This is a genomic window from Microbulbifer sp. YPW1 (assembly GCF_013367775.1).
Classification (GTDB): domain Bacteria; phylum Pseudomonadota; class Gammaproteobacteria; order Pseudomonadales; family Cellvibrionaceae; genus Microbulbifer.
This window is the reverse complement of the sequence record NZ_CP055157.1, coordinates 2002791-2025212: the sequence shown is the minus strand read 5'-3', so window position 1 is coordinate 2025212 and position 22422 is coordinate 2002791. Positions and strand designations below refer to the sequence as shown.

The following is a 22422-nucleotide window of genomic DNA, read 5'->3' as shown; positions in this document are numbered from 1 at the left end:
AGCCGCCGCGATATCGGAGAGCTTTCTCTACTGCTTTGAAGATTCTGCTTTTGCAGAAAGTGGCCCATGGCGAAGCGCCAACAGCCACTGTGCCGAATTAGAACTTGGCGCGCACACCCAGTACGTAGCGACGATCGGTTTCCGTAATCTGGAATGCCGTGCCGTTGGCACCGGTGTTGATGGTGGGCTCTGCGGTCAGGTTGGTGACGTTTGCAATGACGGTAATCGCATCGGTCACATCGTAGCTGGCGGAGAGATCCAGTTGCGAAAGGTCTTCGCGGTAGTCGTTACCCAGCGTGGGGTCGTCGTCTACAGTGGCGCCCGGGATCATCAATTCACCCAGCGGCAGCACTCGCTTGGTCTGGCCTTCATCCAGGAAGCGATCGCGGTAGGTATACGCCAGACGGATACCGAGACCTTCATACTCGTAGTACAGCTGTGTGTTGAAGGTGTTTTCGGAAATATCCGTCAGAGGTACACCGTTCGGGTCTTCGCTATCCGCGTATGTGTAGTTGGCGCTCATGCCGAGGCCGGACCAGCGACCGGGCAGGAAGTCGAACGCCTGCTGGTAACCCAGCTCCAGCCCCTGAATCTTGCCATTTTCACCATTGGTGATGAAATCGGTGAGGATGCCCATCTGTGAAGTCGGTGTGCTGGCGTTGGCATACTGGATACCATCCGCCTGCCACAGACAGATTTTGTCGTAGTCGGAAACGTTGGTCAGGGTGCTGACTACTTCGGGCAGGTTCTTACATTCGTAGGTGCGGGTCAGGAAGGATTCCACGTCCTTGTAGAATAGGGTCGCAGAAACCATATTGTTATCCCAGTAATGCTCCGCCGCGATATCGAACTGGGTGGCACGGTACGGCTCGAGCTCAGGGTTACCACGACTGGCAGCGATGTAGGCGTCGCGGAACTCGTACGCGGGGCTCAGCTCGTTGAAGTCCGCGCGGCGCATTACCTTGGCCGCGGCAAACCGCATCAGGGTGTCTTCACTCAGGTCCCAGGTCACATTCAGGCTGGGCAGGAAGTCATTGTAGCTGGCGCCGTCGGAGACAATTTCACCTTCCTGGTAAGCCTTTGACGTGATGTCGGTCGATACGTAGCGACCACCGACAACAGCACGTACGTCGCCGAAGTCCAGGTTGGCCTGTATGTACACAGCCGAGGTGTCCTCATTCACTTCGGAGTAACCACCTTCCTGGTACTCGAGATTGTCCGCGAGACTACCGGTGATTTCCATATTGGTGCCGGCCAGCAGCTGCTTGACGATATCGAAGGTCGCCTGCTGGTTCTGCAGCAGGCGCGCATCGTATGCGGTAAATTTCGCCAGATCGTAGGCGCCGCTACGACCTGTGTGCTCGAACGCATCACCGGTGAAGTCGTAGTTGGTCATGGCCTGGGGGAACTGGGCCACAATGTCTTCCATCCAGATAATGTCCGGATTTCCGTCGGCGTCCTCAAGATTCTTGAAAATGTTGGTGATGCGGAACTGCTCGCGGCTCTGTTCATAATCGCGCGCGGTCACACGCACACCCGTCTTGACTGCCGACACCCAATTCAAACCGAAGGGTTCAGCGTACTCCAGGTCGAAACGGAACGCGTCCTCCTGGTTGGTAACGTAGTTACGGGTATCCTCGTAGCGACGGAAGGCCTGGTTCTGCTGATCGGTAAATACATATCCGTCTGCAAAATCAATAACCGGAGCGCTGTTATTACTGTTCTCGAAGGTAACCGGAATCAACCACTTGTTTTCTCCATCAGCGCCCTGCCCTTCGATCGAGCGATCAATACCGCGAAAGCGGAATTCGGAGAAGGGGGTATAGCTGTCAGACTTGGCGGTGGAGTACTCACCGCTAACGCTCAGTTGTTCAGTGAAGTTCCACTCACCACCAAATGCGTGACTGTAGGAGTCACTGGTGCGGAAGCTCGAGCCGGTGGTCAGCAAGGGCTGGACCTCGTCATACATGAAGTTCTGCAGCTGGCCGTTTCCGTCCTCGTAGGTTTGCCCTGGGATCACGGTCGGGTCATCGAGGATATGCAGCAGTGAAAAGGTTTCCTGTGCGCCGTCGCGCTCCACTGCGTTCAAGTCCAGGTAAAACTGCCCCTGTTCGGAAGCCGGCGCCCACTGGAAGGAAAGATTCAGCGCAGTGCGTTCCCGTTCTTCGGTACGCGGATTGAAGGTGTGCTCGCGACCGTAAACGTACGCACCGCTCGGGGTGTTTTTCGCCGCGTCCGCAGCGTTGATAACGCCATCGCCATTGAAATCGACCTCGCCCACTTGTAGCTGGACCAGAGATTCGTCGCGGCGCAGCGTGCGGTCCTGGTATGCCAGTGACGCGATGGCACCGAAGGTGCCAGCCTCGCCCAGATCCCAGGTATTGCCCACACCGGAACTGATGATCGGTGCCCAATTATCCGCCTTGTCCGCGTACTCACCCTGAACAGAGATAGCTGCCAGGGGCGCATTCAAATCCAGCGGGCGCGCCATCTTCAGGCTGATGGTGCCACCGAGCGCGCCTTCGGTCATTTCCGGGGTTGGCGACTTGATCACTTCCACTTTCTGCAGAAAGGCGGCGGGAAAATCCTGGAAGTCGATTCCGCTACGGCTATCGCCGAGTACGGAGCGACCGTTGACTTCGACCCTGTTTTGCGGGAGGCCCCGAATCGAGACCTCGGAACCCACACCAAATTCGCGATTGATGGAAACTCCGGTAACACGCTGCAGCGCTTCTGCGATGTTGTTGTCGGGCAGCTTGCCGATATCTTCCGCTACAACCGCGTCAACAACACGCGCGTCATCGCGCTTGGCATCGGCTGCGGCCTCCAGACTGGCGCGGATACCGGTGACGCTCACCTCTTCCAGCGCAGCAGCATCTTCTCCTTGTGAAAAAACCATGGGGGCAAATGCCATGGTGGAGGCGGAAAGCATCAGCAGGCTGAGGTCTTTCAGCGCGCTCTGCTTATCGAACTTCTTATGGTTATTCATCGACGTTTTCCTCTCATCATAAGAAAAATTTATTTTTATAGGCGTCTATCGGATGGAGTTAAACCAATTGCGAAAAATCTGTCAACGAACTTGGTAGCCCAATTGGTAAGATAGGTTAAGGATTTTTTCCGTAACTCGTTGTTATAAAAGGGAATATCTAAATGAATTTTTTGGCGCCTTTTTTCACTTAGTGGCTTTCAACTTATAGGATCCACGAAAATCATATATTGGTAATATAGATTGGTAATAACTAAAGGGCGAAAAAGCGCAATACAGACCCGCGCAGGCAACATGCATCACCGGCAAAAAATAAACGTGAATCTGGATCTGGAAGACTTGGCGTCAAGCGGGACTCGCGCCAGAAAACTGACGAAAACGTTGGACGAGAGAATAAAAAGACCAGCAGTCCTGCACGAAAAGCGAATAAAAAGACTGTGCGGAAGATAAACCTGCGCACAGTGTATTTTCTCGAAACGCGCTCTGATATTTACATGGCTGACATGTCGGGCATTGCCGAGACGGGAATCACCGCACCGCGATACTGGATAACAGTTGACGCCAGGCGATGGCCACTTTCCGCAGACTGCTCAATGGATCTACCAGCAAGGCGCGCCGCCAAGTAGCCGGCATTGAACGAATCGCCCGCGGCAGTGGTATCTGCCGGCACCACCTTGTTTGACGGCACCAGCTTGGCTCCGGTGCGGTTGGCGGCAACCAGACAGCCATCGGGCCCCATCTTCAGCACTATTTCTGTAACTCCCCAGTTTTGCAGGCGTTCGAGCACCTGTTCTGCACTCGCGCTATCGCTGCCAAACAAAGCTTGTTCGTCTTCCAGCGTGGGAAGGGCAATATCTGAGAGCCGGTATATTTTCTCGTAGGCTTTTCGGGTGAGCATTTCACTCCCCCACAACCGCGGGCGATAGTTGCCATCAAAAATGATTTTGCCCCCTTCCTGGCGATACTCTGCCAGAAAATCGAACAGACATTCCCGTGCATACGGCGACAATATCGCCAGCGAAATACCAGAAAGATAAATCGCTGAGACCTGCCTCAATTGCGAGAATAGATCACGAGCTGCTTTAGGATTATCCAGAAGACGCCGGGCAGGAGATCGATCTCGCCAGTAATGGAAAGTGCGCTCACCGTCGCTATCGGTTTCAATCAGGTACAGCCCGGGCGTTGCATTTGCCTCGCGTTTCACCAGATCACACCCGATTCCCTCGGCCCGCCACTGGCGGATCATCCAATCACTCAGATGATCGTCCCCCAGCGCGGTAACATATTCGACAGCCGCGCCCAACCGCGCCATGTAAAGCGCGGTATTCAGGGTATCCCCCCCGAAAGACAACCCCGCTGCCAAGCGGGGCTCACTGTGATGACTGCGACAGTCGTCCTCCAGGTTCATTTCCAGCATACACTCGCCGATAATTGCGATGCGCTTTTCCATGATGGGATCCGCCTTCTACCTCAGGTAATACTCGCGCCGGTCACTCCTCGAAATCAGGAGAAGAACAGGCCACCATTGATATCGATATTGGTTCCGGTGATGAAGGAAGCTTCGTCAGAGGCCAGATAAGCCACCGCATCAGCCACTTCCGGAGCCTTACCTTCGCGCTTCAGCGGCGTCGCATTGGCAACATTTTCGCGCACGGCATCTTTGGTGAAGGTGTCGTGAAAGGTCGTGCTGATCATGCCCGGACACAGCGAGTTGACACGAATGTTTTTCGGACCCAGCTCTTTTGCCATGGCTCGGGTAAAGGTCATTACCGCACCTTTCGAAGTCGCATAAGCAGAAGCACCCGGGCCACCACCATCGCGGCCCGCCTGGGAAGCGAGGTTTACAATAGCACCGCCATCCATATGCGGAACAACCGCTTTGGTCAGCAGGAAGGTGCTGTTCAGGTTAAGCGAGATGACTTTATTGAAGAAATCCTCGTCCATTTCTTCGATGGTTTTACGCTCTACCAGACCGCCGGCGACATTTACCAGGATATCAATGGTTTTGCCGTAAGCTGCTTGCGCCGCGACAACGACGCTGGCCACGTCTGCTTGCTTGGTCATATCGCCCTTGGCGATAATCGCTTCGCCACCGGCCGCTTTGATCTCGGCCAGGGTTTCTTCTGCAGTCTGCGCATTGCTGAAGTAGTTTACTACCACCTTTGCACCTTCCGCCGCCAGCTTCAGGGATACCGCTTTTCCGATATCCCGCGCCCCGCCGCTGACGATGGCTACTTTACCTTGAAGTTTCATACCTACTCCTAACTATAATTGTGTGTTCCGATTTTTATCGAAGATATTTCAAGCTTGATTTAGTTCGCTGCTTCAGCGAGTGGTTTTTTTCCTGTTTGCTACGCACTGGCTTGATACGTCCCCCAACAAACAGAACCGAAATCAACATCAGCGGGACCAAAGAAGCACCGAGAATGAAGAATGGCGGGTAATAGGTGCCATCGTTGGTGATAATCGGCACCAACTGAATCGCAGTAATCACACTGATTACACCAACGGCGCCACTGATACCGGCGAGGCTGGCAACACTCTTGCCAGAGAAATAGTCACTGGGCAGCGTCTGGATATTGTTGATAGCGGCCTGGAAGCCGAACAGGATGACGGTAATCAGGGCCAACGCTGTAGCAGGTGTTGCTGCTACCGTTGTAGCGAGCAGGGCGGGGAGCATACAGCAGCCGCCAAACAGCACCGCAAACTTACGGGCCTTGTTCACACTCCAGCCACTGCTCATCAGCTTACCGGACAACCAGCCGCCGAATAGCGCACCGGCTGCCGCGCCGCAGTAAGGAATCCATGCAGAAGCACCGATTGCCTTCACGTCAAAGCCAAACTTGTCGTTCAGGTAGAGCGGCAGCCATGCTACAAACAACCACCAGATCGGTTCGATAAAGAACCTTGCAGAGATTACGCTCCAGCTTTGGCGGTGAGACAGCAGCTCGCGCAACGTAGGAACATACTCGTCTTCGTTTTCTTCCGCGGTAATCTGCCCAGAGAGAATCAGTTCGCGCTCTTCCGCTGTAATCCACGGGTGGGCGTCGGGACCGCTCTTGTAAATGATCAACCATGGCACCAGCCAGATAAAACCCAGCAGCGCGACCACAACAAAGGTTGCCTGCCAACCCAGGAACGCATACAGGAATGCCACAAGAGGTGGCGCGATAATACTGCCCGCAGACGCGCCTGCGCCGAAGATCCCCTGGGCCAGAGCGCGCTCCTTCGCCGGGAACCACTCCGCATTGGCCTTGGTTGCACCAGGCCAGTTGCCCGCCTCACCAAAGCCCAACAGGGTACGGAAAATACTGAACGACGTTACCGAACTGGCCAGCGCGTGCAGCGCGATGGAAATGGACCAAACCACAATCGACAACATAAATCCGAGACGCGTGCCGATTGCGTCGAATACGCGCCCAAAAACTGCCTGACCGATAGCGTAAGCGATCAGGAATACACTCATAATGTTGGCGTAATCGTGACTGTCCATCCCCAGATCATCAGCGATACCCGGCCACATTACCGACAGCGCGGTTCGGTCGATGTAGTTGATGATGGTGGCCAGGGCCACCAGGGACACAATAGTCCAGCGTAAGTTCTTCATTATTATTGTCCTGTTTAACTACCCAGAAAGTCTTCCCGGTAGGGGCTGAAAGTATCGAGCAGCACTCCGGCCTTTTTACACACAGCACCATGTTCCAGATGGGGCGCAATATAGAAGCTGTCGCCAGCTTTCAGCAGTTTTGTGCGGCCATCTACCTGCACCTCGAACTCGCCACTTTCCACGTAGCTCACCTGGGTGTGCGGGTGTTTGTGAACATAGCCGATACTGCCTTCCTCAAACCAAACGCGAACAATCATCAAATTGTCGTCATGGCCGAGAATCTGTCGCTTGATACCGCCGCCGAGATCTTCGACGTCAACATCCTGGGCCTGAACAAATGCATCAGTTGCGGGCATAACCTTTCCGTCTTATTCAATTTTTAATCTGAAAGAGCCTGGCGCGGCCGCTGAATCTGTATTCACTGCCACGAAACTCAAAGGTGTTCTTGATATCTGGCGCGATATCACTATCGCGGTTATACGCCAGTAACTGCGTAGTGCCCTCTTTGGTGCTGATCACAATCAGCTCAAGAGCTCCGCTGCGCAGGTGTGCCAATGCCTTTACCCGGCTTTCCGCTCTCACGGTGTATTCCCGGGATGGGTTGTACTCACCGTGGGGCTCAAGCACGCTCAGGAACGTGTGCGAACGGGTATTGTCACGACGGGCAATAAAGCTTCTTTCGGAGCGCAGGTTGAAGTCCGGGTCATTGGCTCCAAGTTCGGTAAACAGCAGCTCAGTTTCACCATCGACCAGACTGGACAGGGTGTAGAACCGGCCGTTGTCGTTCAGCCAGGTTATCTGCGCAAGGCCAGATTCCGGTTTGCCGCGGGCTTTCAACCAAAGATGCTGATAACCGTTATCAGCACCCAGCGCTTGCAGGCTATCGGTGTAGCCCTGTAGCTTGAAATTGGTGTCCACCAGCTGACCGTTATAGTGCAACGGCAGATCAAACTGAGATTGCTTCTTGGATTCAACATTAAACAAGTCGACGGCGAAGGCACTGCCACTTTGCGGATCATTCACCAACGCCAGAGTGCGCTTAAGCTTCACGCCCGGGTAGGCCGAGTCAATTTCGGCAGAGCTGATCTTGACCTGATCATCCGCCTGGAAGAACAGCAGATCCGGATGATTCTGGTTGGCCACTTTCAGGTTGTTGTCGAAGTGTGAAGTTTCGCCGATCACAACCGTATTGTGGGCCACGGTCTGCTTGGCCCAGGTTTCGTTTTCTTTCAGATAGCGACCGCCGTTCTTGGCCTCCACATTCAGGAAGCGCGCGGCACCATAGTCGGTAACAATTTCTGCTCCGCGGTCGTAAAACTGCCACGTAAGTTTGTCGAAGTGACCATGCCCCATGCCTTGTGCGGCAGGCTTGAAAACCAACGCCTGATCACCATCGGCCTGCTGGCGCAGTACGACCAGCGCGCCTTCATCACCGTTTTTTCCATCGCGGAAGGCGAATGACTTGAATTCATAGGGCTGCTGCTCGCCGGCATCCAGCGCCTGGGCAACTTTGAGACCATCACCGGAAAGTAGAATCTGATCCTGCCGGGCGGCAATATCGAGCAGCTGCGGATTACCGGACTCGCCAAAAGCAATGGTCACACCGAGCACCAGCTCCGAAGTATCGATCCCCTTACTCTTGATCGCATCGTTAATCGGGAAGAACAGGTTGTTGTAGCTTAGCTGGATGGTGGTATCGATGGCTTTCAGCACGATACCGTCACGGTATTCAAAAATGCGCCGCTCTGGCTCATTATTTTCGATTGCCTTGGCAAAGGTCACGAACGGCATCAGTGCGTAGCGCTGATAGTAGGGCCCTTCGTTATAGTAACCGTCCGGTGAAAACAGGGTGCTTAGCTGGCGAAGAAAGCCGCCCTTGCCAGACTTGTCCAGGTCCAACAGCGCCTGCTCAACCCACTCTTGCTCATCCAGCACATAACCGGCCATACCGACGCCAGCGGTCAGCCAGGTACCGTGGTTGTGCACCTTATTGAAAGTTTTCGGTGAATCTACTGAAAGAAACCTGGCCACGGGACGCAGTGCACCCTGCTCGATCTTTTTCGCTTCCGCATCAGAAAGAGAAGGACGAATCAAGTCGTAGGCCTGAATGGTGTAAACCAGCCATACGGCTTCATTCAGGCTCTGCCAGAATAGCTTACCCGGATTGGTCGCTCCCGCGCGACGCTTGGGATGCAGGGGCAGGTTTGGGTACAGCTCAGCGTAGGCCAGTAACATATCCCGTACGCGTTCCGCATACTTGGAATCCTCGGTGATCTGATACAACACACCGGCGTTGTACATCAGCTGGTAATTCTTCTTGTGCTGCTCGTGGGTATAACCACCGCCCGCGTCAGTCGGGACCGGCACCGCCAGCGGTGCCTCCAGTGCACGATTAACCGCCGACTGAGTAGCAAGGAAGGCTTCGCGAAAACGACCAGGCTTCTCAACCGCGTCCTGCATGGCATCTACATCTGCAGCGTTGATCACCAGGTTGGGGTGATCTGCCGCAAATGCGACCAGGGGATTCATCGCAAGAACTGCGGCAGACACCCCCGCGGCGAGCGCGACGCCGGCGGCGAATATCTTTTGCTGATTAAAAACAGAATTGCCAAACATGGATTTACTTCTTCTTTTTAATTAGTTCTTGACTTCATTGTTGGCGAGCACTGCCGTGTGCGGACCTTTCGCCACTAGCTCTGTTATTTCAGGCAAGGACGCATTGAAGAACTGGTTATTGGCAATATGCGTTACCGGCTCACCCACGGTGTGCTCCACCACGATGCCCGCACTGTCTTCAATACGGTTTGCATGGATATCAGCCACCTGGGTACCATGCAGCTTGATCAGCGCCTGCGCCTTGTTGCGTTTGCCCTGGCCGGAACTGGTAACGGTGTTGTCGCTGAAATCGATATGCGGCCCGAACGTGCTTTCGTCGGTGCCGCCGCGGTACAGGTCAATCAAAGCGCCCCGCACGTTTTTGATCGTATTTCCGGTAACGATCACATATTCCGCGTTGTAAACACCGAGGTCATCGGTCTCTTTGTTGAGTTTGAGCAGGTCGCCGGAGATGTTTTCAAACTGGTTGTTGGCCAGGGTGATGGTATCGGCAAAGGCGCGCAGGCCCGAGTCGAAAAAATGGTATGAGTGGTTGATATCCAGATTTTCCACGCGACTATTGGTCATGGAAAAGCGGTAGTTCTTCAGCATGCCCCACACCGCGGTACGGATCAGGATATTACCCGCATTGTCCGGGCTGTTGGCCCCGCTGATGACCAGACCATCCAGAGACAGGCTGCCGCCGTCCTGGATTTCAAACATCACCGGACGTCCACTGGTCAGGGTAACCTTGCCCTGCTTTTTCGCCCTGATGGTCAGAGTCTTGTTGATATCCAGGCGCTTGGTTGCGTTGTAGACGCCGCTTTCGAGCACAAGAGTATCGCCATCGGCCGCGCTGGCGATGGCATCCAACAAGGCATTCTCACCGGGTCGCACCCGGACGGTTTTACCACTATCAAACGGGGTAACCGGTTCGGACTTTGGATACCAGGAGGCACCGGTCATTTCCCGGGAGGTGACCACCAGGTCTTTGCTAGCGCCCTTGTCTGCCGCTGATTTGCTGGCTGGATAGAGCAGACCATTGTCGGCGCGCTTCAGTTTGCCAACACCCCGATCAATACCTTCGTGGATTTTCTTGTCCACAAACCCGTTGGAAATATTGTTGGCAAAGGTAATACCGGAAATATCGTCGAATACGGAAAATGGCGACTTGCCGCTCTCGGTATAAAAAATATTGTCGGCAATAGTGGAGTCTTGCGGTACCGCAGTGCGTTCCTGGTCACTGCCGGCGGCCAGGTGTATATGCTCCACATTGATAAAGCTGTTGTTCTCGATCTGCGCGTTCACCACCTGGTGATAGCGATTGATGGGAGAATTGGGAACACCGTTCATCACGGTGAACCCACTCCCAAACCGATAGCCTGTGAGACCTTCGAGATAATTGTTGCGAATTACCTGGTCCGCATTGATCACGCGAATACCACCGGTGTGATCCACACCGTTACCCAGGAACACGTTGCCTTCTATCAGGTTGCCGTTACCGTGACGCATGGTCAGGGTGCCACGGGACTCAAAGAAGGTGTTGTTACGCAGAATATTTTTGCCAGACTTGACGGAGATGATCTCCACCTCTCCGTCACAACGGTCGAAGAAATTGTTCTCGACCACTGTCAGAGAATCAGTCAGGGAGTAGTGGCTGGTGCCAATGCGCAGAGTCTCGCCACCATTGGAACCAAGCACCGGGCGCGGACCAAAATAGTTGTGATCGATACGGTGACGGTTTTCCTGGCTGTCTTCGCTATTCAGGCGCACCGCCATGGTCACGCCCTTATTGCGCTTGCCGGCAAGATGACTGTGGTCGAAGCGATTGTTATTACCGTAGATACCGACCCAGTAATCAGAATCCATGCGCTCCGGCTTACTGAAGTCTTCAATCACAATTTCGGTCACACGTGAATGGTTGGCCAGATGCTCCTTGTTGCGCCGGAAGGCAACCACCTCACTGCTCGGGGTGTATCCATCCTTAAATACGAGGCCGGACACCACCAGATACTCCCCTGCCAGACGCAGATTGGACTGCCCGCTGAGAACTACCTTGCCCTTTTCTTGCGATGTGAGCGTAATCGGGTTCCCTTTTTCACCATTTCCGGTGAACAGAATTTCAAAATTCTTCCAGATGCCATTTGCGAGCACCACGCTATCGCCAGCTTCAAGATTCTTGGCGACCTTCGCGTACTCCTCCTGGTCGTGTACCAGGTACTCCTCAGCAGTAGCCTGAACACAGAACAGGGATGCTTGCCCGAAGGTAAGCAGCGTGGCGGCCAGCAGTGGCTTGATTCCTGAAGCTCTCATGATCACCTGAATCTTTTTTCTGGGTTTTCGTTATTCCGGATTACCTGCCCGTGCGCCCGTCTCACGCTTGCACCACAGCGGGGCACCAAATGGAACACCGGAGTTATTATGGGGCCAGACTAAATTGGTCAAAAATAATTGTCAACCAATCAAACTAACCAGTTATGCGCGATATCTTGTTCCGATTTGGTGCGGCGCCCGAAAACTTGCACTTTAACGCACAAAAAACAGGCAGGGGTCAGTCCAAAATGTGAACTTTTCCTTAAAATTGGTTGACTGCCTTGCAGACTGGTGAGAGTTTGTGCTGGCGAGATCGTGGGTGGTCGACCAAAAGCGGTTGTCACTGGTCAAAAGGCTTATAAAAAATTCCGCGATATGAGCGATGAAGAAGGCGCCAATAAAGGGTGCCCTTGTTACTATCAACTAGCGCAGACATCCTTGGGGGTAATCATGCGTGATAATAATAAAGACGAGAGAGATGTAATGGCTAAAGAAGAAAGCTTTTCCGGGAAATGCTTTAAGAAATCCATCCTGGTGACCGCAGTGGCCGCTGCGTCCTATATGGGTATGGCCCATGCACAGGAATCAGCGATCGCAGAATCCGACCAGGCGCTCGAAGAGGTTGTCGTAACCGGCACTCGCGCCACCATCCAAACCACGATTGATATCAAGCGTAACTCCACCACGATTGTAGACGGCATGTCCGCCAACGAGATCGGTGACCTTCCCGCTCTGTCGATCGGCGAAGCACTGGAAAACGTAACCGGCGCTTCCTCCCACCGTGAAAACGGCGGTGCCACCGAAATTTCCATCCGTGGCATGGGCCCTTACCTGAGCGCGACGACGATTAATGGTCGTGCAGCTTCCAATGGCAGTGGTGACCGCTCGGTGAACTTCTCCCAGTTTCCATCCGAGCTGATGAATAAGATCGCAATTTACAAGACCCAGGATGCCAGCCTGATTGAAGGCGGCGTTGCAGGCCTGATCGCATTGGAAACACTGAAGCCGCTGGAATACGGCGAGCAGCGCTTCCAGATTGATGCCAAGGCCAATATCAACCCGAACCAGGCCAACCTGGATGACCCGATGGCCGGAGATATGGGCTTCCGTGGCAGCGCCAGCTATGTAGACCAGTTCGAGTTCGATAACGGCATGGCATTCGGTGTTTCTCTCGGCTTCGAGAAGAGCGACATCTCCCAGCCAGAATCCGAGATGCGCTCTTCCAGCCCTAGCGGCTCATCCCGCTTTGCGTGTCTGTATGATCCGAACAACACCAACGAAGGCTTCTTCCGTGCCTCTGCCGGTGACTGTGAAGATCAAATCGATGGCTCCAGCAATCAGGGTTACCAGACCGCTGTAGATCCAGAAACAGGCAAGGCTGAAAGTGACGACACCCGGTATGCGTTCGCACCAAGCTCCAACGGCTACCGCCAGAACGACACCTCGGACGAGCGCGATGCTGTATTTGTTGCTCTGCAGTTCCAGCCCAATGACAAGACCGATATCAACTTCGACCTGCAGCAGTCAGAGCGTGTTCAGTCTGAACAGCGCCATGACCTGAACTTTGCAAACCAGAAGCGTACAACTCCCGGAGTTACTGCCGAGAACCTCGTATTTACAGATACCGGCACCGTTCTCGAGTGGGCAGGTGAAACCGCGATCGAATCCAACAGTGAAACCTACGCGCGTACAGAGGATTACCTGGGTTACGGGCTTAACGTCTCTTACGATTTCACTGACAACCTGACTGTATCCGCGGACTACTCATTCTCTGAGACGACCCGTGACGAAAAGCAGATACTGCTGCGCACTCAGTCCGATAACAGCAACATCTTCGGGGATTCCACAGCTGCTGGATACCGTCCACTCGTTTACTGGGATATGGACTCCGAGATCCGTCAGTACACCATTACTGATTTTGACGTAAACGACCACAGCCTGTTCTCTGACGAATACCGCATTCGCGTCGATAACGATGTCGACCGGCGCAACAGTAACGAAGCTTTCCGCACCGACTTCGATCTGCGCCTGGATGGCAACTTCATCACTGCGGTTCGCGGTGGTCTCCGCTTCTCGGAACAGGAATATGTAGACCTGGGTAGCGCCCGCGACACCTACGAAATCGATCGCGGTGACGACGAGAGCGAAGCTGCGCTACTGGCAATCAACGAAGCCTGTGCAATCGCCTTCCCGGAAAGCGATTTCATGAACGCGGAGAGCGATGGCAGCCTCATAACCACCGTGGATGAGAACGGTAACGTCATCGGTCGCACCAGTGAGTGGGCCACTTTCGATACCAATTGTGTTGCGGACATGGTCCTCAATCATCTGGGTGAAAGCTTTGCCTACCCGGAACTGGACGAGAAAAGTGCCAATCTCACCGACGTGACTGAAACCACCACCGCCGCCTATGTGATGGCGGACTTCTTTAGCTCACTCGCGGGCACCCCGGTGCATGGCAATGTTGGCGTACGCGTGGTGCAGACTGAAGTGGAGTCTGTCGGTTACCGCATTCCCTACACTATCATCACCAATTCTGATGGCACCTACGCCATGGAAGAAGTTGAAGGTGCTGATCTCGAACGAGTGAGCGCCGGTGGTGATTACACCGAGTTCTTACCGAGCTTCAACCTGGTAGCCGATGTCAGAGATGATTTGCTGGTTCGCGGTGCTGTTTATCGCGGTCTGTCCCGTCCGGATCCCGCCGACCTCGGCTACAAGCGCGCATTCGACACTAACGGGTCGGACGACATCGTCGATGTTGCCGACCTGCTGGATGGTGTTAGCGGCGATGGCAATCCGAACATGAAGCCGCTGACCTCATGGAATTTCGACACTGCAATCGAGTGGTACCCGAACGACGACACCATGCTCGCATTTGGCGTTTACCACAAACGGTTCCAGGGTGGATTCGAAACCGCGCAGGTTACCGAAACTTTCGAGGTTGATGGCCAGACCATCCCGGCGCAGTTCAATATCACGCGTACCGATGAAGACACCAGTGCGCTGACCGGTTTCGAAATGACTGCAACCCATCGCTTCTCTTATCTGCCGGGCTACCTGAGCGGACTGGGCGCGAAGGCCAGCTACAACTATGCCGACTCTGACTTTGAATTTGAGGACAGCCTGTACGGCGACTCGGTTGTATTGAATGAAGCCGGTGAAGTAGTTTCTGAGAACATCGGCATCATCGCTCCCGGTAATATTCCCGGCTTCTCCGAGAATGTTTTCTCCGGCCAGCTGTACTATCAGATCGGTGATCTCGATACTAGCCTGATCTACAAGTATCGCAGCGAGTACTTCCAGCCCTACACCAGCAATGGCACCCGTCTGCGTTATGTCGGTGATGTCGGCGTGTGGGAAATGAAAGCTTCTTACCGTGTCAGCGATAATGTGAGAGTCAGCCTTGAAGCCATCAACCTGTTTGATGAGCCGAAAAAGCAGTACTTCTACACCCGCGACAACCTGGGTGAGTTGAATAGCTACGGACCGCGAGTATTCCTTGGTTTGAAAGCCAAGTTCTAAGCGCTATCCAAGGCATATAGGAGCTTGCAATCCATCCTTCGAAATAGGGTTGCAGGCTCTTCAGTTTGCTTGATTGGTTGTCTCTTCTCCATCTGACAGGGTGCCGCCTGTCGGAATTTATTTGCCCGCCCAGTGCGGGCTTTTTTATGTCCGAGTATTACCAGGCTCTTTCATACAAAAAAAGGCCATACCGTCGTATCGGTATGGCCTTTTTTACAGAATCGATTTTTTGGACGCGATTAGAACCCGGTGGTTTCACCCAGGCGGTCAATGGAAAAGCGTTTGCGCCGCTCTGACACTTCCCGACGCACCACCTCCACGGCTTTTGCTTCTGAGGCATCGTGAAGCGCATTCAGGGAACGGCTGAAGTGCATCCGCATCGCCTTGCGCGCGGCACAGGCATCGCCACTTTCCAGTGCCTGAAGAATGGCCTTGTGCTCCGCAAGTCGCTTTTGGCCGTCTTTCTTACACACGGACTTGTGAACCGATTGGATATCAGGTGACTGCCCCTGGATATCCCACAACTTGTTGATGGTACTGACCAGTACGCGATTCTGGGTCGCGCGGGAGATCACCTCATGGAATTTACGGTCCGCGCGCTCGGAGGTCAGATTGCCTTCTTCATTCTCACGTACCATATCTCTGTAGGCACTGCGCAAGTCTTCCAGTTGCTCTTCAGTAATCATGGTTGCCGCCAGGGCGGCCGCCTCGCCTTCTACCAGAACCCGAGCCTCAGTCAGCTCAAACGGACTGAACTCCTTGCTGTCGGCAAATACACTGACAGGCTCAATGACGTAAACACCAGAACCGGTGCGCACAGCAACGCGCCCCATGACCTCAAGTGCAATAATAGCTTCCCGGATACTTGGACGACTTACGTCGAACATTTCGGACAGCTCACGCTCAGATGGCAAGCGCACTCCAGGTGGGTACTCGCCGCTATCGAGAAGCTTGAGCATCTTCTCTACCACTTGCTGGTATATACGACGGCCGCTGGTCACAAATTCAGTTTTCATCTAACGCAACCCGATCTCAAACTCGAAAAACTTGGCCGGTTCAGACGATGACTAAATGGGCCAAGTACTGGTGTTTAGATGTTACCATGACTGGTCTTACAGGCAAGAATAATTGGTATGATGGCTAGGCATGACAGGTTGACTTGGCAGCCCCTCTCACAATGACGCAGCGGTCACCCCTATCCAATTCACTCGCTCACTCGTCACTGCTCGACCGCTTCCGCATTCACAGGCTTTTCCCGGAACTGCAGAACAACCAGCGCTAACACCGTTATTGCCAGGGGCGGGAAAGATACCCACAGCACGGTGTTCCAACCGTAGACACTGAGAATCCCACCGGACGCAAACGAGCCCAGTGCCATTAGGCCAAATACAATGAAATCATTGAGAGACTGCACGCGCGTTTTTTCGGCGTCGGTATGACACTCGAGCACCAGCGCGGAAGCGCCGAGGAAACCAAAGTTCCAGCCCAGGCCGAGAAGAATCAGCGTCCACCAGAAGTGCACCACCTCGGCTCCCCTGAGACCGACTGCGGCGGAGATTCCGATCAACACCAGCCCGACGATCATCACCCGCTCGGCACCAAAGCGCGCGATGATTCTGCCAGTGAAAAAGCTCGGCGCGAACATGGCAATCACATGCCACTGCAGACCGAGGTTGGACGATGCGGCGGAGTGACCGTGCATGTGCATGGCCAGCGGGGCGGCGGTCATCAGAAAGTTCATCAGGGTGTAAGAGATCGCCCCGCAGGTGGCGGCGGCAATAAAGCGCGACTGTCGGGCGATGGCAGCGAGCGGGCGTCCGCCGCGCTTTTGTGCCGCGCTGGGTTTTGGCAGGCGCACGCCAAACAGGATGAATGCGGATAGCGCAGCGACGATGGCCTGGGCAAGGAAGGTGACGGCGAACAACTGCTGCGGCCACAGGTCCATGGTCCAGGTCACCAATTGCGGGCCGACTACACCGGCGGCCACGCCTCCGGCCATGACCATGGACAGTGCCCGCGCCTTGCGCGCGGGGGCGACGCCATCGGCGGCGGCGAAGCGAAACGACAGCACCACCGCAGCGTAAGCCCCGCCGAAAAACGTCGACAGGCAGAACAGCCAGAAATCACTGGTAAACGAGGCGTACATGGCCAGCAGGCCGGCGAGTACGCCACAGCCCGCACCGGCCAGAAACGCGGTGCGTCTGCCGTAGCGCCCGGCAATGGCGCCTACCGGTAAAGTACACAGGGCCATGCCCACCACGAATATCGACAGCGGCAGGGTCGCCAGTATCGGAGTCGGCGCCAGTGTATTGCCGACAATTGCGCCGGTGGCGTACACCACCACGGAATTGGCTCCGGCCAGCGCCTGGGCGATGGCAAGCCGCCAGATATTGCCGCGCTGGTCGCGCTCGCTGAGTTTCAGGGGAATATCGTGAGGTTGGATACTGCTATCAGTCACGGTGGTTTCCTGTTTGCGACAGATATTTGTCGCGTATAACGCCCTTCAGTTTTTCTTTTGGCACGCTTAATTTCACCTCGCCCATGGAATAGGGGCCGAGCGTATAAACGCCATACAGCAGTACCAGACCATCGTGGTCCAGCTTGAAGTCATCGCTGTGCGCAAATGGCCAGTTCTGACGAAAATCCTTGTCGGTGTTCTGAGTATCGAGCCACTGCTGATGCGATTCGTCCGCCAGTTTCCAGAATGCCTCTTCCTGCCCCGGTTCGATCACATCCGCGAGCGAAAGTTGCTTTTCCTGTGTGAGATCCCAGTTCAGCCAGTGCGCCACAGGCATGCCGTGCGCGCCACCGGTATACAGGTATGTATTGACGGTGATGGTCAGCAGGTCGCCATAGCGGGCGAGCTTTTTCGCATCCCCATCCAGCCGCCACTGGGCGGCAGAGATATCCGAAACGCTGGCAGCCTCCTGGATAAATTTCTGCGCAACCTTTTCCAGGGAACCCTCCGATTCAGTGGCGGCCTCACCATTTCCCTGTAGCTGTTGCAGCATTTGTTCATAGATGGCGTCATTTAACGCCGGGCGATCGGCAAAGACTTCCCGTCGGATATTCACCAGCGTGCACTCATCTGCAGACGGACAATCTGGTGCACGCATTTCCAGGGTTTCTATTTTCGATTCGAGTTCGGCGGGCGCTCTCGCGGCCTCTTTTTCGCAGCCCGCCAAGCCAAGTGCCAGCGACAGGCTGATTAGCACTGCCGTGCTGAACGGTATTTTTGATTGTATTGGGCCAAGAATTGTCGAAATGGACATCACCGATGAACTCCCTCCATACCGGTTCGCTATCCCTGCTGTCTCCGCCAGGCGGCGCTGTATGAACAGGGTAAACAATACGCGCGTTACGTGGCGCTCATGCTACTCCAAGTCGTGACGCTCCGTCTGTACCAGCTTGGCGGCCTGCCCTCTGCCGAGCGCGCAATCTCGTGCTAAAGTGCAAGGTTTGCACCCCAGACGCATCCGTAAAACTGCCCGGGAGCCGTATTTGATCACCTTCACCCTCAACAGCATCCACCGCATGGTCGACGAGGCCACCTTTGCCGGTGGCGAGGAATATTTCGCCCGCGGGCGGGTGGTGGAGGCATTTTACGATGAGGAATCGGGTACCTATCACGGGCGGGTAAAAGGTTCTGCGCGCTACATCTACCGGGTCGAGCTGGATGTGGATCGCGGCCGACTGGTGGGGCTCTGTTCCTGCCCCGTTGGGCTCAACTGTAAGCACGCGGTCGCCACAGCACTGGCATTGCTACAGGGGACGCAACAGAAAACCGAGTCCCCGGCGCCCTCTCCCACCCCCAGTAAAAAAACTGCGCAGCCTGCCGAGGCTGCCTGGCACCAGTGGCTATCGCAATTGCCCACGGCGCCCGCTACGGAGCCGGCGCCACTGGAGCACGGCAGACACTATCTGCTGTATTTTCTGGAAGAGGATGAGCGGGGGGGCCTGCGCCTCGCCACCAAAAAAGCCTACCTGAAAAAAGATGACAGCTGGAGCCAGCTGCGACACTTCGCTCCGGACACCGTCAATCTGGGCTGGAACCGTCCCAGCCACCTGCTGGACGAAGATGTCACCATTTTGCAGTTGCTGCCGCGCATCAATGCCGCCGGCCGCCTGGGATTGCTTGGAGAGCAGGGACATCGGGCATTGATGTTACTGCTCGATAGCGGGCGATTTTATCTGGACGACTGCGCCCTGCAGCAGGCCGCGGGCAAGCGGCTCAGCTGGCAATGGCAGCCTCGGGACAACAACGCACAACAACTGGTCGCCAATCTGGAGGGTGTGAAGTCCGCTGAACAATGGCAGCTGATCCCGGTAACCCCTCCCTGCTACCTGGAGATGGAAAGCGCTGCGATTGGAGACATCATCACACCACTGCCCAGCGCGCAGTTACAGCACCTGCTGAACATGCCCGCGGTGCCGGCAAATGAACTGGGCATCATGTCAGTGCAGCTGCGTCAGCGTATTCCCGCCACCCGCTTGCCGTTGCCAGTAGAACCGAAGCTATACAACATCGACACATGTACCCCCCATATCACCCTGGTGGGCTGCAAGCTCGAGCAGCACAAACTCCCCGCACTGAAGCTGCATTTCGACTACGCGGGGTTTGCCCTGGCACCACCCTACAGCCGACATTTCGAGGGACCGGAAGCCACACGGGAGCGCGGCGGCGCCTACTACCATATCCGCCGCAATGTTGATGCAGAGCATCGCTACTGCGATGAGATTCACGCCCAGGACCTGTACCTGATTCGCGACGCACTGGGCGGACAGGAGGAAGTGTGGCTACCCGACCCGAGCGCGCCCGATGACATCCCCCAGCGCTGGCACACCCTGCTGCAGGAAACACTACCCGAGTTGGAAAAGCAGGGGTGGGTCATTGATAAAGATCCCAGCTACCAGTTTGCAGTGGATCACGCGGATATAGCCGTGCAGCTGGCGGATAGCGATGATCACTGGTTTGAATTCGACCTGCAGCTGACATTGGAGGACGGCCGCCAGGTTCCCATCATCGATGTGGTGGAGCACTGGCTGGAGCACGATGCGCCGGACCAGCTCACCATCAATGTGGGCGGAGACTGGGTGAGTGTGAATACCAAACCACTGCAAGGTATCCACGGCCTGCTGCTGGATCTGTTGAAAGAGAAAAAGCTCAGCAACTCCGTGCGGTTACCCGGGTACCAGGCCGCACAGTTTGCAGAGATAGCCGAGCTCGACCAGCGCAAGGCCCCCGACACCCGCAAGATGATTGAACAGCTGGGGGACTATTCCGGACTGGAAGATATCCCTCTGCCGAAAGGGCTCAATGCCACCCTTCGCCCTTACCAGCAGGATGGGTTCAACTGGTTGGTGTTCCTGCAGCGCTACGGCTTTGGCGGTATTCTTGCGGACGATATGGGGCTCGGCAAAACACTGCAGACCCTCGCACTGATTCAGCATATGAAGGAAACCAGCCAGCTGGAGAAACCCGCCCTGGTTGTCGCACCCACCAGCCTGACCGGGAACTGGCTGCACGAGGCCGCGCAGTTCACGCCCCACTTGGACGTCACCCTGATTCACGGGCCGCATCGCGCCGCAGCCTTCGACGAAATCAAAAGCAGCGACCTGGTGATCACCACCTACCCCCTGCTGGTGCGTGACTGGGAACACTACAAGGAATCCAGCTTCAGCCTCGCGGTCCTTGATGAAGCGCAGGCGATCAAAAACCCCACCACAAAAATTGCCGAATATGTGCGCCGCATACCCTGCGATACCCGCCTGTGCCTGTCCGGTACGCCGCTGGAGAACCACCTCGGCGAACTCTGGTCGCTGATGGATTTTGCCCTGCCGGGGCTGCTGGGCGGCCGCAAGACATTCAACCAGGCCTATCGCACACCGATTGAAAATCATGGGGATGTGGATCGCCAGCAGGAGCTCGCGCGCAAAGTGCGGCCATTCATGTTACGTCGCACCAAGACCGAAGTGGTTGCCGAGCTACCGCCGAAAACGGAAACCATCCAGTATGTGGAGCTGGGCAGCAAACAGCGGGCGCTGTACGAAAGTGTGCGCATCAGTATGGAGAAACGCATTCGAGAGCTGGTGGCACGTCAGGGCATGGGCAAAAGCCATATCGAATTCCTCGACGCACTGCTGAAGCTGCGTCAGACCTGTATTGACCCGCGCCTGGTAAAGCTGGACAAGGCCGCGGGCGTGCAAGAGAGTGCCAAACTCAACTGGCTCGCAGAAACCCTGCCACAGTTGCTCGAAGAAGGACGCAACCTGCTGATCTTCTCCCAGTTCACAGAAGTCCTGCGGCTAGTGGAACAGCTACTCCTGGATCGGGGTATTGATTACGCCAAACTTACCGGCCAGACCCGCAAACGCCAGCAAGCGATCGACACTTTCCAGAGCGGCGATGCCCGCGTGTTTCTGATCAGCCTCAAAGCCGGCGGCGCCGGGCTCAACCTCACCGCGGCAGATGTCGTTATCCACATGGATCCCTGGTGGAACCCCGCGGTAGAAAACCAGGCCACCGACCGCGCCTACCGCATCGGGCAGGACAAGCCGGTATTCGTGTACAAGCTGGTGGCGGAAAACACGGTGGAGGAGCGGATTCACCAGATGCAGCAACAGAAACAGGCACTGGCAGACTCCCTGTTCGACGCAACCAGGTCCAGCACACTGCCCGAGAACAGCGGTGACCTGCTGGCACTGCTGTCTTGAGTGAGAAAAATTAGCCGGCGGAAACTTTATCCATACTGGTTGCCGCTAACAGGTCTACGGCTCTTTTGTACTACTTGTACAATCCAGCATCCCCCCGCCAGCAGCGTCCCGTATACCGCCCCAAGCAGGTGACTTGAAATCGCCACATCCGCCTCGATCAACGCGCCCGTTGCCGCACTCGGCCCCGCAGCCCACTCCCAGGCCACCTTGCCAGCACATCCCGCCAACAGTAGCGCGCCGGACCAGCGTCGCTGGGAAAGTTCACTGATAGCACCGAAACAGAAAAGTCCGTGCAGCACTCCGGAGATACCGTAGTAATTATCGACATCGGGAAACCAGAACCAGAGTCCGCCGCTGATCAGCAGCGACAGTAGCACTACTAACCCGAGATACTTCGCCACCAGATGGCTACTACCGAGCAGTACGCTGCGACCGAATACCAGCCACAGCGCAATTACCCCGGCGCTGTTCAGTAACAGGTGCGCGGTATTGGTATGCACCAGATGTCCGCTCAGCAGGCGCCACCATTGGCCACTTGCGATAGCGGCGCGTTCGTACAAGAACGCATCGGGGAACGGGCTTTGCAAAAACTGCAACAAACCGCAAAGCAGCAGTAACACCAGCGGGCCGCACGAGCCCACAGGAAAACGCAGTTTTTCGAGGTGAATGGTCATCAAGAAGG

Annotated in this window: 13 protein-coding genes; 2 read left to right on the top strand and 11 right to left on the bottom strand. The window is 55.4% G+C overall.

Going from position 1 to position 22422, the window contains the following annotated elements; translation table 11 throughout:
* Positions 1–97 precede the first annotated feature (97 nt).
* From HUW35_RS08460 to HUW35_RS08430, 7 genes are all read right to left on the bottom strand, one after another.
* Positions 98–2989: a TonB-dependent receptor gene (locus tag HUW35_RS08460; RefSeq protein ID WP_181255138.1), complete on the bottom strand. Its 2892-nt coding sequence runs from the start codon at positions 2987–2989 to the stop codon at positions 98–100.
* 487 nt (positions 2990–3476) lie between these two features.
* Complete coding sequence (locus tag HUW35_RS08455) at positions 3477–4436, bottom strand: sugar kinase (protein WP_181255137.1); 960 nt, start codon at positions 4434–4436, stop codon at positions 3477–3479.
* 53 nt (positions 4437–4489) lie between these two features.
* Positions 4490–5239, bottom strand: a complete 750-nt coding sequence (locus HUW35_RS08450; RefSeq protein WP_181255136.1) for an SDR family NAD(P)-dependent oxidoreductase — start codon at positions 5237–5239, stop codon at positions 4490–4492.
* Positions 5240–5273: 34 nt separating this feature from the next.
* Complete coding sequence (locus HUW35_RS08445) at positions 5274–6593, bottom strand: MFS transporter (protein ID WP_181255135.1); 1320 nt, start codon at positions 6591–6593, stop codon at positions 5274–5276.
* 14 nt (positions 6594–6607) lie between these two features.
* Positions 6608–6949 (bottom strand): cupin domain-containing protein, encoded by a 342-nt coding sequence (locus tag HUW35_RS08440; RefSeq protein WP_181255134.1) that lies wholly within the window; start codon positions 6947–6949, stop codon positions 6608–6610.
* A gap of 16 nt (positions 6950–6965) precedes the next feature.
* Positions 6966–9209, bottom strand: a complete 2244-nt coding sequence (locus HUW35_RS08435; RefSeq protein WP_181255133.1) for a heparinase II/III family protein — start codon at positions 9207–9209, stop codon at positions 6966–6968.
* Between the two features lie 21 nt (positions 9210–9230).
* Positions 9231–11501, bottom strand: coding sequence for a chondroitinase-B domain-containing protein (locus HUW35_RS08430; RefSeq protein WP_181255132.1), 2271 nt, complete (start codon positions 11499–11501; stop codon positions 9231–9233).
* Between the two features lie 483 nt (positions 11502–11984).
* Between HUW35_RS08430 and HUW35_RS08425 the strand changes: the two genes are divergently transcribed.
* On the top strand, positions 11985–15026 hold the full coding sequence (locus HUW35_RS08425) for a TonB-dependent receptor (RefSeq protein ID WP_255463562.1): 3042 nt from the start codon (positions 11985–11987) through the stop codon (positions 15024–15026).
* A gap of 239 nt (positions 15027–15265) precedes the next feature.
* Here HUW35_RS08425 and HUW35_RS08420 read toward each other — a convergent pair whose 3' ends face one another.
* From HUW35_RS08420 to HUW35_RS08410, 3 genes are all read right to left on the bottom strand, one after another.
* Complete coding sequence (locus tag HUW35_RS08420) at positions 15266–16042, bottom strand: FadR/GntR family transcriptional regulator (protein WP_078085322.1); 777 nt, start codon at positions 16040–16042, stop codon at positions 15266–15268.
* A gap of 203 nt (positions 16043–16245) precedes the next feature.
* Positions 16246–17484, bottom strand: coding sequence for an MFS transporter (locus HUW35_RS08415; protein WP_181255130.1), 1239 nt, complete (start codon positions 17482–17484; stop codon positions 16246–16248).
* Positions 17477–18142, bottom strand: coding sequence for a DUF3298 and DUF4163 domain-containing protein (locus tag HUW35_RS08410; RefSeq protein ID WP_181255129.1), 666 nt, complete (start codon positions 18140–18142; stop codon positions 17477–17479). Before HUW35_RS08410 ends, HUW35_RS08415 begins: the two co-directional genes overlap by 8 nt.
* Positions 18143–18527: 385 nt before the next feature.
* On the opposite strand from HUW35_RS08410, the gene HUW35_RS08405 reads away from it, so the two are divergent.
* Complete coding sequence (locus HUW35_RS08405; protein ID WP_181255128.1) at positions 18528–21740, top strand: DEAD/DEAH box helicase; 3213 nt, start codon at positions 18528–18530, stop codon at positions 21738–21740.
* A gap of 26 nt (positions 21741–21766) precedes the next feature.
* On the opposite strand, the gene rrtA is transcribed toward HUW35_RS08405, so the two are convergent.
* Positions 21767–22414 carry a rhombosortase gene (gene rrtA / locus HUW35_RS08400; protein ID WP_181255127.1) on the bottom strand — a complete coding sequence of 216 codons (648 nt, stop codon included), beginning with the start codon at positions 22412–22414 and terminating at the stop codon, positions 21767–21769.
* Positions 22415–22422: the final 8 nt, after the last annotated feature.